Source organism: Amycolatopsis sp. NPDC088138 (assembly GCF_044741685.1).
Taxonomy (GTDB): Bacteria; Actinomycetota; Actinomycetes; order Mycobacteriales; family Pseudonocardiaceae; genus Amycolatopsis.
Genome location: NZ_JBIUTB010000007.1, coordinates 378,009 through 390,044, shown reverse-complemented (window position 1 = coordinate 390,044; position 12,036 = coordinate 378,009). Strand labels below are relative to the sequence as shown.

Here is a 12,036-nt window from a genome sequence, read left to right as displayed (position 1 = left end):
GGGGAGCAGTCGCAAGACCGCGTCAGGAGATCGCCTGGACCGCGGCGAGAACCTTGGTCTGCAGCGACTGCGGGATCGGGACGTAACCCTTGGCGGACAGCGGCTGCTGACCGTCGGTGGCGGCCACCGTCAGGAACGCCTTGACGGCCTTCGAGACATCGGCGTTCGCGTACTTCGAGCAGACGATCTCGTAGGTCGTCAGCAGCAGCGGGTAGGCACCCGGGGTGTTGCTGGCGTAGATGCCGTTGAGGTCGAGCGCGAGGTCGTTCGTGCCGTCCTTGAGGAACTTGGCCGAGTCGAGCGACTTCGCCACGTTCTCCGACGTCAGCTCGACGCCGCCGGAACCGCTGTCGATCAGCGCCGGGGTCAGGCCGTCCTTGGCGAACGCGCCTTCGACGTAGGTGATGGCGCCGTCGGCGGCCTTCACCGCGGTCGCGACACCGTTGGAGCCCTGCGCACCGTTGCCGACGCCACCGTTGAACTTCTTGCCCGCACCCTTGGTCCAGTCGGCCTTCGCCGCCGCGCCCAGGTACTTCTGGAAGTTGTCGGTGGTGCCCGACTCGTCGGCGCGGGAGACGACCTGGATGGCCTTGTCCGGCAGGTTCGCGCTCTCGTTGCCCTTGACCGCCTTGATGGCCGGGTCGTTCCACTTGGTGATGCCGCCGCTGAAGATCTTGGCGATGACCGAGGGGGTCAGCGTCAGCTTGTCCACACCGGAGAGCTTGTAGGCGACGGCCACCGGGCCGACGACCATCGGGATGTTCCAGGCGGGGCTCGCGCAGCGCTTGGTGGCCGCGTCGAGGTCCGCGCCGGTGGCCGGCGAGTCCGAGCCGCCGAAGTCGATCTGGTTGGCGTTGAACTGCTTGACGCCGGCGCCCGAGCCACTCGGGTTGTAGTTGACCTGCTGGCCCGCGCACTTCTTGCTGTACTGCTGCGTGAAGATGTCGATGGCGTTCTTCTGTGCCGACGAGCCTTCGGCGGAGAGCGGGCTCTTGCCGCCGCACGCCACGTCGGCCGTGCCGGTGGCGGCCGGGGCGGCAGCCGAGTTCGAGCTGCTGCTGTTCGTCGCCGCGGGGTCGGAACCACAGGCGGCGAGCACGAGGGCGGCGCTCGCCACGATGCCCACCGCGCTCAGGGGCCGCATGATCTTCACTGCTGTTTCCTCCATCAGGAGCTTGACCGGAACACCCGCGGCGTGGTGCCGCGCCGGATCCGGACATTAGGCAGCCCTGGTGGACGGTCGGCCGTGAACAAATGAACGCAAAGTGAACAAGGCCGCTGATGTGAGCAGTGCGACTACACCGAAAGGGCGCCGTGTCCTGGCCGTGACCTGGGAGTTTGCCGACAGTGACGGAGCGCTTGCACGGCGTCCAACGTGGTCACCGACCGTACTGGACGTCGGTCTCGTGACGGGTGAACCCGAGCTTCGTGTAAACGGCCAGCGCCGGAGCGTTGTCACCCTCCACGTAGAGGATCACCTGCCGCAACCCCTGGCCCGCGAGGTACCGCAGCCCGGCCAGCGTCAACGCCCGGCCGAGGCCCCCGCCCTGCGCCGAAGGATCGACGCCGACGACGTACACCTCGCCGACGCGCTCGCCGCCGAAGCGGCCGGGCGTGGCCTCGTGCACCTTCGTCCAGTGGAAGCCGATCACCTCGCCCTGTTCTTCGGCGAGGAAGAAGCCAGCCGGATCGAACCACGGCCGGCGCTCGTCGGCGCGGATGTCCTCGGCGGTCAGCGCGCCCTGCTCGGGGTGCCAGTCGAAGGCCCGCGCGTTGACCCGCACGACGGCGTCCTCGTCCTGGCCCGGCACGAACGCGCGCAGCGTGACGCCGTCGCGCAGCACCGGCTCCGGCCAGTCCGCGCCGTCGGCGGTGGTGTGCAGGATCAGCAGCTCGCGCTTGCGCTCCAGCCCGGCCCTCAGCGCGAGCTGACGGGCCGCGGGGTGGTCGCCGTGCGCCCAGACCCGGAAGCCGACCGCGGCACGCTCGTCGAGCGCCTGAAGCAGCTTCGCGCCGTACCCGCGGCTGCGGTGGGCGGGGTGCACGAACAGCTCCGCGACCTGGTGGCCGAAGGAGTCGCCGGTGGTGTCGAGGTGGGCGTACCCGACGACGTCGCCGTCGACGCAGGCGACGAGGTGCTCACCACCGTCGAACTCACCCGGCAGCGCGCCCTCGGGCTCGACCTCGGGCCGCCCGTCCGCGTCGCGCACGGCCAGCAGCAGCTCCCGCACGTCCGCGAGCTGCTGCCCGTCCAGTTCCTGGCGCCACTCCCCGTCTCCACTCACCCCGTGACCGTACCCGGGACCGGAGCAACGCGAAGGTCGTGCGAGACGTCCTGGAGAGCGTGGGGGACCTAGCGCGCGAGTTCGGGGGTGTCGGCCGGCGCCTCGGCGGGCGCCTGCACCGGCACGCTGCCGCGCGGCGCGCCCTTGGCCGGCCGCTCGAACTTGTACCCGACGTTGCGCACGGTGCCGATCATCTGCTCGTGCTCCGGGCCGAGCTTCGCGCGCAGGCGCCGGACGTGGACGTCGACCGTGCGGGTGCCCCCGAAGAAGTCGTAACCCCAGACCTCCTGCAGCAGCTGGGCGCGGGTGAAGACCCGGCCGGCGTGCTGCGCGAGGTACTTGAGGAGCTCGAACTCCTTGTAGGTGAGCTCCAGCGTGCGCCGCTTGAGCCGCGCGGTGTAGGTCGCCTCGTCGATGACCAGCTCGCCGACCCGCAGCTCGGCGTCGACCTGCGCGGAACCGCCGTCGCGGGTCGTGACCAGCCGCAACCGGGCGTCGACCTCGGCCGGGCCCGCCGTCGGCAGGAGGATGTCGTCGGTACGCCATTCGGCGCTGACCGCCACCAGCCCGCCCTCGCCGACGACGGCGATGATCGGGGTGGACGCCTCGTCCTCGCCGGTGCCCTTGAGCAGCCGGCAGAGGCTCTTCGCCGAGGCCAGGTCGCTGCGCGCGTCCAGCAGGATGACGTCGCGGTGCCCCGCGTCGAGCAGGGCGGTCACCTCGGGGGGACGGACGCGTACGGTGTGCGGCAGCAAGTCCAGCGCGGGAAGCACCGAAGTGGCGTCCGCTTCCGCGGTGAGTACCAGAAGGTCCAGGCTCATGAGCCGCACCGCCTTCTCAAAATCGTCGCCTCACGGTGGCGTTAGTCGGTGCTAAGTGAGAATAGCGGCTCAACGGCCGGGTACCTAACCCTTGCTGGATCGATCACACCTGGAGAAACCCCCGGTGCGCCCGACGAACCCCGATGATCCCCGACGAAACAGGAGTACGGACGCGATGGTGAGCAGGCCCGTGACCCGGGACGACCGACCCGCACCGAGGCCGGACGCGCGACGCCGCGGCCGCCGGGGCCGTCGCTGGGTGATCGCCCTGGTCGTGCTGGTGCTGCTGCTCGTCGGCGCCGACTTCGGGGCCGCAGCGTTCGCCGAGCACACGATCTCGCAGAAGGCGCGTGAACAGCTGCAGCTGACCGACGACCCGTCGGTGACGATCCACGGCTTCCCGTTCCTCACGCAGGCCCTGGGCGGTGACTACAGTCACATCAGCGTGTCGGCCGCCGGTGTGCCGGTCGGCGACAAGCTCCAGGACGTCGCGCTGAACGCCGAGCTCGAGGACGTCACCGCGCCGCTGTCGGACCTCACGAACGGCAACACCAAGGCGATCACCATCGGCAAGCTGACCGGGGCGGTCACCATCAAGGCCGCCGACCTGGCCCGCATCTCGCCGCTGGACAAGATCAAGGACCTGCGGATCGAGCCGGCGACCACGGACTACGTCCAGAACGGCGACTCCGGGCAGAGCGAGCCGACGCCGACGACCACCACGACCGCCGCCGACGGCCAGACCGTCGACGAGTCGAGCACGGGTGTCCGCATTTCGGGACACCTTCAGTTCGCGGGCAAGGATCTGGAAATCTTCTGCTTCGCGATGATCGAGGCGGACGCGAAGGCGGGAACGATCACCTTCGCGCCGAAGCGGCTGCAGTTCGGGAATGACCAGGAGACGACGGTCGTTCCCCAGGCGGTGCAGAAGGCGCTGCTGCCGAACTTCAACGCGTCGATCGCGACGAAGGACCTGCCGCTGTCGGTGACCCCGACCGGCGTGCGGGTGCAGAGCGGATCGGTGACGATCAAGGGTGAGGCGTCGAACGTGTCCTTCGCGGACCTGAGCAAGTAGGAGTGGCCGGTGACGGGGCTGTGGGTGCTCGTGGCGGTACTGGTGGCCGGGACGGCCGCCGGGCTGCTGCTGCGGGCCCGCAACGGCCGCGTGCGTGAGGCCCGGGACACCGTGCGCGAGCTGCCCCGCCCCGTCGCCGACGCCCTCGACCCGGCGTCCGCCGTGACGCTGGTCCAGATCTCCACCACCTTCTGCGCGCCCTGCCGGCACGCGAAGGCCGTCCTCGCGCCGCTCGCCGAGCGGACCGAGGGCCTGCACCACGTCGAACTCGACGTCACGAACCAGCCCGAGGTCGCGCAGTCCCTGTCCGTGCTGCGGACGCCGACCACGATCGCGCTGGCCCCGGACGGCCGGGAGCTGCTGCGCGTCAGCGGCGTCCCGAAGGGCGCGGATTTGCTGGAAGCGCTGCGCCCGCATCTCACCCTGCGGACGTCCTGACCGGGCGATGTCCCAGCCTGCGGGAATCGTCCCAAGGTATGAACGTGGTTCCCACCCTGAGGGAGCTCTGGGTACCCTCGCACCCGTGACCGGGCTGACCACCTTCTTGACGCAGCGACGCGCAGTCGACCTCTGCCGCGTCCGCAGCAGCCTGTGTCGTGTTCAGCCCGACCGGCGCTGAACGACGTCTCTCATCGCTTCGGTCCCCAGCCAGCCCTGATGCCGCTGACGCGTGCCGTACGCACGCACCTTCTCTGCTCCAGCTGGAGGAACCATGTCCGCCGGACCGGCCGTAGACCCGCGTGGCCCGCGGTTCGCCGCCATCCTGACGACGATCGTGCTCGCGGTCGTCCTGGTCACCCAGTGGTGGCCGCTGCTGGCGATCCAGACCGTCGTCTTCGCCATCGGCGCGTTCATCGGGCTCAAGCCCGCGCCGTACTCGCTGGTGTACCGCTACCTGGTGGCCCCGCGCCTGGGCCCGACGACCGAGCGGGAGGACGCGGCGCCGCTGCGGTTCGCGCAGGCGGTCGGGTTCGTGTTCGCGCTGATCGGGACCCTCGGCTTCGCGCTCGGCGTCACCCCGCTCGGCATCGTCGCGACGGCGTTCGCGCTGTTCGCCGCCTTCCTCAACGCGGCCTTCGACTTCTGCCTCGGCTGCGAAATGTTCTTGCTGATCAAACGCTTCAGTCCCGCCCGCGCGTCGTCCTGAAGTTCAACCCCAGAAAGAGAGTCCGTTTCCATGAGCCGTGAAGACGTCCTGGTCACCACCCAGTGGGCCGAGGAGAACCTGGACACCCCCGGCGTCGTGTTCGCCGAGGTCGACGAGGACACCACCGCCTACGACGGAGGCCACATCCGGGGCGCGGTGAAGTTCGACTGGCGGAAGGACCTGCAGGACGGGGTGCGCCGCGACTTCGTCTCCAAGGAGGGCTTCGAGAAGCTCCTGTCGGAGAAGGGCATCTCGAACGACGACCGCGTGATCCTCTACGGCGGCAACAACAACTGGTTCGCCGCCTACGCGTACTGGTACTTCAAGCTCTACGGCCACGAGAACGTGCAGCTGCTCGACGGCGGCCGCAAGAAGTGGGAGCTCGACGGCCGGGAGCTGAACTCCGACGAGGTCAAGCGCGACACCACCGACTACAAGGCCAAGGACCAGGACCTGACGCTACGCGCGTTCCGCGACGAGGTCGTCCAGTCCATCGGCGCGAAGAACTTCGTCGACGTCCGGTCGCCGGACGAGTTCTCCGGCAAGCTGCTCGCCCCGGCGCACCTGCCGCAGGAGCAGTCCCAGGTCCCCGGCCACATCCCGGGCGCGCTGAACGTGCCGTGGGCGAAGGTCGCCAACGAGGACGGCACCTTCAAGACCGAGGGCGAGATCGAGGAGCTCTACAAGGACCAGGGCATCGACGCCGGCAAGGGCACCATCGCCTACTGCCGCATCGGTGAGCGCTCGTCGATCGCGTGGTTCGCGCTGCACGAGCTGCTCGGCTACGACGACGTCAAGAACTACGACGGTTCGTGGACGGAATACGGCTCGCTGGTCGGCGTGCCGGTCGAGTTGGGAGCCAAGTGATGGCGGTCGACGACAGCTGCGGCGCACCGGTCCAGGAGGCCACGCCGGCGGACTACGACACCAAGGGCCAGGTCGTCCTGGCCGGCAAGGTGACCGGCGCGGACGGGCCGGTCGGCGGCGCGTTCGTCCGGCTCCTGGACGGCGGCGGCGACTTCACGGGCGAGGTCGTCTCCTCGGCCGACGGCGACTTCCGCTTCTACGCGGCGCCGGGCGAGTGGACAGTGCGCGCGCTGCACCGCAGCGGCAACGGCGAAGCGTCCGTCACCGCTTCCGGCCCCGGCCTGCACCAGCTGGCCATCTCGGTCGCCTGACGTTCAAGTCCGTGAAGGCCACCTTGAGGGACTCTGAGTCCCTCAAGGTGGCCTTCACGGCTTTTCGGTCAGGACGCGCGTGGTGTAGTCCCGGAGTGACGGGCACGTCTCGATCGGGTGGTCGCGGGGGCAGCGCAGGAAGTGGTTGAGGAACGTCTCGGCGATCGCGAGCTTCCGCTGCTGCTCGACCAGCTCGGCGATCCGGTCGCGGACCACGGCACGCCAGTCGCCGTGCTCCGGGCCGCGCAGCACGGCGGCGATCTCGTCGAGGGTGCAGAGCCCGGTGTCCTGCAGCATCTTCGCCGCGGCCAGCCGGTGCAGCTCGTCCGGGCCGTAGAACCGCTTGCCGCCCTTGCGCTCCGCGGGACGCACGATCCCGCGCTCGTCCCAGTACCGCAGGGCGGACACCGCGACCCCGACCGTCGAGGCCGCTTCACCGATGGACAGCATGCGACGAGTTGACCTCAAGCCGGGTTGAGGTCGCAAGCTGATTAGGTGACCCTAACCGCTCCCGTGACACGACGCACCGGTCTGCTCGCCGCCGTCTTCCTGGGCAGTTTCATGGCCCTGCTCGACGTCAGCGTGGTGAGCGTCGCGCTGCCGACCATGCAACGCACGCTGGGCACGAGCTTCAGCGGCCTGCAGTGGATCATCGACGGCTACACCGTGGCGCTCACCGCCGTGATCCTCTCCGGCGGCACCCTCGGCGACCGCTACGGCCGCAAGCTCGTCTACCTCTGCGGACTGACGGTCTTCACGATCGCGTCGGTCGGCTGCGCGCTGGCCCCGACGCTCGAACTGCTGGTCGCCGCCCGGATCGTCCAGGGTTTCGCGGCCTCCGCCGTGATCCCGGGCTCGGTCGCGCTGCTCGCGCACGCGTTCCCGGCACCGGCCGAGCGGGCGCGGATGATGGGCCTGTGGGGCACGGTCGCGGGCTGCGCGCTCGTGCTCGGCCCGCTGATCGGCGGCCCGCTGACGGACGCCTTCGGCTGGCCGTCGATCTTCCTGATCAACGTGCCGATCGGGCTGGTCGCGGTCGTGCTGGGCCGCCGCGGGATCACCGAGTCCCGCGACCCGGCGCACGGCGCGCTCGACCTGACCGGGCAGGTGCTCGGCGCCCTGTGGATCGGCCTGCTGACCTTCGCCGTGATCGAGGCCGGACGCCTCGGGCTGAGCGCGTCCGTGCTGGTCACCGGGGTCCTCGGCCTCGCCGCGCTGACGGCGTTCATCGTGGTCGAACTCCGCGTGCCGCATCCGATGCTGCCGGTGCGGCTGTTCGCCGGGACGCGGTTCTCGGTGGCCATCTTCGCCGCGTGGAGCCTCGGGTTCGCGGCCTACCCGGCGGTCTTCCTGATCGGCGTCTACCTGCAGCAGGCCCGCGGCGCGACAGCGACCGAGGCGGGTGTCCAGATGCTGCCGTACGTGCTGGCGAACGTCGCCGCGGCCTTCACCGCCGGCCGGCTTTCGGCGCGCTACGGCGCGGAGCGGCTCCTGCCGATCAGCTACTTCGTCGCGGCCGTCGGCTCGTTCGCGTTTCTCCTGCTCGGCGCAAACAGCCCGTACTGGCTGGTGGCCATCGCGTTCGCGCTGGCCGGTGCCGGGGTCGGGCTGTCGGTGACGCCGTCGAACATCGTCGGGCTGGCCGGGCTGCCGGGCAACCGCAGCGGCATCGCGTCGGCGACGGTCAACGCCGCCCGCCAGACCGGCACCGCGCTCGGCGTCGCGGCGCTGGGTGCGCTCCTGGCCAACGGTTCGACGCTGCCGAGCGGCCTGCACGCGGCGATGGGCGTGGCCGGCGTGGTGCTGCTCGCGGTGACCGTGCTCACCGCGGTGACCCTGCGCCGGGCCGGGTGAGCGGCGGCGGACTATCCTGCTGGGCGTGGAAGCACTGTTTACGACCTTGCTGGTGCTGGCGGGCGTTGCCATCACCTGGTTCGCCGTGTACGTCGTCTACCGGCTTTACGCGGACCAGCGCTGACCGATGGCCGACAGCGGCGACGACGCCATTGCAGCAGCGGAAATGCGCGCGGCGAGCACCCGCGCGCGCAACCTCCCGCTGTGGGACGACCTACCCATCCCCAACGACACGGCCAACCTGCGCGAGGGGCCGGACCTCAACGAGGCCTGCCTCGCGCTGCTGCCGATGGTCGGTGTCTGGCGCGGTGAGGGCGAGGTCGACTACCCGACCATCGAAGGCCCCCGCAAGTTCGCGCAGCAGCTGACGATCGCGCACGACGGCCGTCCGTTCCTGATCCACGAGTCGCGGTCCTGGCTGCTCGACGACGAGGGCAACGTCATCCGCCCCGCCGCGCGCGAGTCCGGCTTCTGGCGGCCGCAGGCCGACGACACGCTCGAGCTGCTGCTCACGCACAACACCGGTCTCGTCGAGCTGTACTACGGCAAGCCGCGCAACCAGACGTCCTGGGAGCTGGGCACCGACGCGGTGATCCGCACGGCCAGCGCGAAGGACGTCAAGGCCGCGCAGCGGCTGTACGGCCTGATCGAGGGCTCCCTCGGCTACGTCGAGGAGCGCGCGATGATGGGCCAGGAGCTGCAGCCGCACACCTCGGCCCTGCTGCACCGCGTGGTCGGCTGACGGCACCCGGCATGCGCTGGCGGCGGTGTGGCGAAGACGCCGCCCTGCTGGACTGCGATTCGCTCGACCAGATGCGGGCAGCACACGCGACGCTGCTCGCGGCGCGCCCGGACGGCGTCACCGACGTCGTGCCCGGCGCGCGCAGCCTCCTGGTGATCGGCGACGTCGCGGCGGCACGCGCGGTCTTGGACGGCGCCGATCTCACGCACCCGCCCGCCGGCGACCCGCGTGAAGTGACCCTCGACGTCCACTACGACGGCGACGACCTCGCCCTGGTGGCCGCCGACGCCGGCTGCTCCGAAGACGCCGTCGTCGACCTCCACACGGGCGCCGGCTACACGGTCGCGTTCACCGGCTTCGCCCCCGGTTTCGGCTACCTGACCGGACTTCCTTCGCCGTTGCGGCAGCCGCGGCTGGATTCCCCGCGCACCCGCGTCCCGGCCGGCGCGGTCGGCCTGGCGGGCGAGTTCACCGGCGTCTACCCCCGCGAGTCGCCGGGAGGCTGGCGGCTGCTCGGGCACACGACCACGCCCCTGTTCGACCCCCACGCCGACCCGCCCGCCCTGCTCGCACCGGGCGACCGCGTGCGGTTCCGGAGCGTCCGGTGAGGTCGCTGGAGGTCGTCTCGCCGGGTGCTCTCGCGCTCCTCGAAGACCTTGGCAGGCCCGGGTACGCGCACCTCGGCGTGGCCCCGTCCGGTGCTTTGGACGTCTCGTCGCTGCGGCTGGCGAACCGGCTCGTCGGCAACCCCTCAACGGCCGCGGGCATCGAAGCCCTGCTCGGCGGCCTTTCGGTGCGGTTCACGACATCCGCGACGGTGGCGGTGACCGGCCCCTCGGTCCCGGTCGACGTCGACGGCCGTCCCTTCGGCTCCCACACACCGGTCGCTGTCCGAGCCGGGCAAACGCTTGCGGTGGGCACCCCGGAGGCGGGACTGCGGTGCTACCTGGCCGTCTCCGGCGGGATCGACGCCGAGGAGGTGCTGGGCAGCCGTTCGCGGGACGTCCTGTCCGGCATCGGCCCCTCGCCGCTGTGTCCCGGTGACGTCCTGCCGCTCGGCCCGGTCCGCGGGGTCCCGGCGGGCGCGGACGTCGTCGCCCCGGCCGCGGCGCCCGCGAGCCTGGTGATCCCGGTGACGCCGGGCCCTCGCGACGACTGGCTGGAGTCCCCGGCCGAGGGCCTGTCGGCGTGGTGGACGGTGACGCCGGAGTCGAACCGCGTCGGCCTGCGCCTGGACGGCACCCCGCTGCGCCGGGCCGCGGAGTTCGCCGAGGCGGAACTGCCCAGCGAAGGAGTGGTCACCGGGGCGATCCAGGTGCCGCCGAGCGGCCTGCCGGTGGTCTTCCTGGCCGACCACCCGACCACCGGCGGTTACCCCGTCGCAGCGGTGGTCCGGACCGCGGCGTTGGGCGCGCTCGCCCAGGCGCGACCCGGTACCCGGGTGCGCTTCCGAGTGGCATGAACGAGCCTCGCCACCGGAGCACACCACCGGCGGTTACCCGTCGCCGCGGGTGGTCCGGACCGCCGCGCTGAGCGCGCTCGACCCGGCACCCGGGTGCGCTTCCGGGTGACGTGAAAGGTCTGTACCGCCACGCGGGTGAGACCCGGGTCACGCGGTGCACCCGTCCGGGTAGGGGCTGGAACCATGTCGCGCCGCCGGCCGTCCTGATAGCTGTGGAACAGGTGACGATCAGCGGTGGCACGGGTTTCCTGGATGTGAACAAGCGCGCGCGGGCGGAGCTGCCCCAGGCGTTGCGGATCGCGCTCGCCACCGGGCAGCTGCGACGTCCGCTCGCCACCACGCTCGGCCCGGTGCTCGACCTGCTCGTCGACGGCGACTATCGCGTCAGCGGCCCGGAACGCGTGCCGGACGACCAGTCCCTGACCCCCACCGACACCTGGCCGCCGTCCGACGAGGCCCGCGTCGGCTACTACCGGACCGCCATCCGCACCGGGCACCGGCCGGTCGCCGTGGTCCTGGGCGACGGCGAACGCGAGCTGATCCTCGACGGTCACCACAAGATCGCCGCCTACCGCGCCGAAGAGATCGCGCCGGCGGTCGTGCGGATCGCTCAGGCGTACTCGGCCTCGTAGGCCGCCACCAGCTCGGCGTAGACCGCCGACGAGTCGGGCAGCCGCGCGCCGTCCAGCGTGTGCACCCGCGTCAGCTTGCGGACCGAGGACGCCATGAACACGCCGTCACCCTCGACGAGGTCACGCACGCGCAGCGGCTCCACCTTGACCGACCAGCCGGCCTTTTCGGCCCCGCGGAACAGCGCGGCCTGGGTCGTGCCCGGCAGGATGCCGACGCTCGACGGCGGGGTGAAGAGCGTCCGCCCCTTCGCGAGCACCACGGTCGACGTCGGGCCTTCGAACACCGAGCCGTCGGCGGCGGTGAAAATCACATCTTCGGCGTCACGGCGGCGGGCTTCGCGCAGCGCGGCCATGTTCATGGCGTACGACAACGGCTTCGCGCCCAGCAGCAGCCACGGCGCCCGCTCGGCGAGGTCCGGCGGGAAGCCGCGTTCCAGGGTGACCGCGGCGACCCCCTCGGCACGCGCTTTCAAGATCGACGGCGCGACCTCCGAACCCAGCGCGAAGCCGGTCGGGACGGCGTCGGGATCGCCGTCGGAACCCCTGGTGTACACCAGTTTCAGCACCATTTCGGGGCTGCCGGTCCAGTGTTCGAGCACGAGCGAAACCGCCCGTTCCCAGGCCGCGAGATCGGGCTCCGGGAGGTCGAGCATGGCCGCCGAACGCGCCAGCCGGTCGAGGTGCGGCCGCAGCTCGCGGGGCTTGCCGCCGACCACCAGGATCGTCTCGAAGACGCCGTCGCCGCGCGTCAGTCCGAGGTCGTCGACCTTGATCTGGGCGGCGTCGGGATCGGCCAGGGTTCCGTCGAGGAAGACGAGCACGCGCATGCCGACACGGTAC

At 71.1% G+C, this 12,036-nt stretch carries 15 protein-coding genes; 10 read left to right on the top strand and 5 right to left on the bottom strand.

Going from position 1 to position 12,036, the window contains the following annotated elements:
• Positions 1-22: 22 nt before the first annotated feature.
• The 3 genes from pstS to ACIOD2_RS38420 form a co-directional block, all read right to left on the bottom strand.
• Complete coding sequence (pstS, locus tag ACIOD2_RS38430; protein WP_400549715.1) at positions 23-1,153, bottom strand: phosphate ABC transporter substrate-binding protein PstS; 1,131 nt, start codon at positions 1,151-1,153, stop codon at positions 23-25.
• A gap of 226 nt (positions 1,154-1,379) precedes the next feature.
• The gene (gene mshD / locus ACIOD2_RS38425) at positions 1,380-2,285 is read right to left on the bottom strand and encodes a mycothiol synthase (protein WP_400549713.1); all 906 of its coding nucleotides are present in this window, start codon (positions 2,283-2,285) and stop codon (positions 1,380-1,382) included.
• 68 nt (positions 2,286-2,353) lie between these two features.
• Positions 2,354-3,106, bottom strand: coding sequence for a response regulator transcription factor (locus tag ACIOD2_RS38420; protein WP_323324667.1), 753 nt, complete (start codon positions 3,104-3,106; stop codon positions 2,354-2,356).
• Between the two features lie 175 nt (positions 3,107-3,281).
• Between ACIOD2_RS38420 and ACIOD2_RS38415 the strand changes: the two genes are divergently transcribed.
• From ACIOD2_RS38415 to ACIOD2_RS38395, 5 genes are all read left to right on the top strand, one after another.
• On the top strand, positions 3,282-4,181 hold the full coding sequence (locus ACIOD2_RS38415; protein WP_323324668.1) for a DUF2993 domain-containing protein: 900 nt from the start codon (positions 3,282-3,284) through the stop codon (positions 4,179-4,181).
• Between the two features lie 9 nt (positions 4,182-4,190).
• Positions 4,191-4,619, top strand: a complete 429-nt coding sequence (locus ACIOD2_RS38410; protein ID WP_400549710.1) for a TlpA family protein disulfide reductase — start codon at positions 4,191-4,193, stop codon at positions 4,617-4,619.
• Positions 4,620-4,893: 274 nt separating this feature from the next.
• Complete coding sequence (locus ACIOD2_RS38405; RefSeq protein WP_400549708.1) at positions 4,894-5,328, top strand: DUF4395 domain-containing protein; 435 nt, start codon at positions 4,894-4,896, stop codon at positions 5,326-5,328.
• A 30-nt stretch (positions 5,329-5,358) separates the two neighbouring features.
• A complete protein-coding gene (locus ACIOD2_RS38400; RefSeq protein WP_392759477.1) occupies positions 5,359-6,195 on the top strand; it encodes a sulfurtransferase in 837 nt (278 codons plus the stop codon).
• Positions 6,195-6,506, top strand: coding sequence for a DUF1416 domain-containing protein (locus ACIOD2_RS38395; protein WP_247059122.1), 312 nt, complete (start codon positions 6,195-6,197; stop codon positions 6,504-6,506). Before ACIOD2_RS38400 ends, ACIOD2_RS38395 begins: the two co-directional genes overlap by 1 nt.
• Positions 6,507-6,560: 54 nt before the next feature.
• Here the strand turns inward: ACIOD2_RS38395 and ACIOD2_RS38390 are convergent, their stop codons facing one another.
• Entirely contained in the window at positions 6,561-6,956 is a 396-nt protein-coding gene (locus ACIOD2_RS38390) for a MerR family transcriptional regulator (RefSeq protein ID WP_400549705.1), read from the bottom strand.
• Positions 6,957-7,019: 63 nt separating this feature from the next.
• Between ACIOD2_RS38390 and ACIOD2_RS38385 the strand changes: the two genes are divergently transcribed.
• From ACIOD2_RS38385 to ACIOD2_RS38365, 5 genes are all read left to right on the top strand, one after another.
• Positions 7,020-8,360, top strand: coding sequence for a DHA2 family efflux MFS transporter permease subunit (locus ACIOD2_RS38385; protein ID WP_400549703.1), 1,341 nt, complete (start codon positions 7,020-7,022; stop codon positions 8,358-8,360).
• A gap of 127 nt (positions 8,361-8,487) precedes the next feature.
• Positions 8,488-9,102, top strand: coding sequence for an FABP family protein (locus tag ACIOD2_RS38380; protein ID WP_400549701.1), 615 nt, complete (start codon positions 8,488-8,490; stop codon positions 9,100-9,102).
• Positions 9,103-9,113: 11 nt separating this feature from the next.
• Positions 9,114-9,710 carry an allophanate hydrolase subunit 1 gene (locus ACIOD2_RS38375; protein WP_400549699.1) on the top strand — a complete coding sequence of 199 codons (597 nt, stop codon included), beginning with the start codon at positions 9,114-9,116 and terminating at the stop codon, positions 9,708-9,710.
• The gene (locus tag ACIOD2_RS38370; RefSeq protein ID WP_400549697.1) at positions 9,707-10,564 is read left to right on the top strand and encodes a biotin-dependent carboxyltransferase family protein; all 858 of its coding nucleotides are present in this window, start codon (positions 9,707-9,709) and stop codon (positions 10,562-10,564) included. Before ACIOD2_RS38375 ends, ACIOD2_RS38370 begins: the two co-directional genes overlap by 4 nt.
• A 212-nt stretch (positions 10,565-10,776) precedes the next feature.
• Entirely contained in the window at positions 10,777-11,196 is a 420-nt protein-coding gene (locus tag ACIOD2_RS38365) for a hypothetical protein (protein WP_400549695.1), read from the top strand.
• Here the strand turns inward: ACIOD2_RS38365 and ACIOD2_RS38360 are convergent.
• A complete protein-coding gene (locus tag ACIOD2_RS38360) occupies positions 11,175-12,023 on the bottom strand; it encodes an aminodeoxychorismate lyase (RefSeq protein ID WP_400549693.1) in 849 nt (282 codons plus the stop codon). The two genes, ACIOD2_RS38365 and ACIOD2_RS38360, sit on opposite strands and share 22 nt — an antisense overlap.
• Positions 12,024-12,036: the final 13 nt, after the last annotated feature.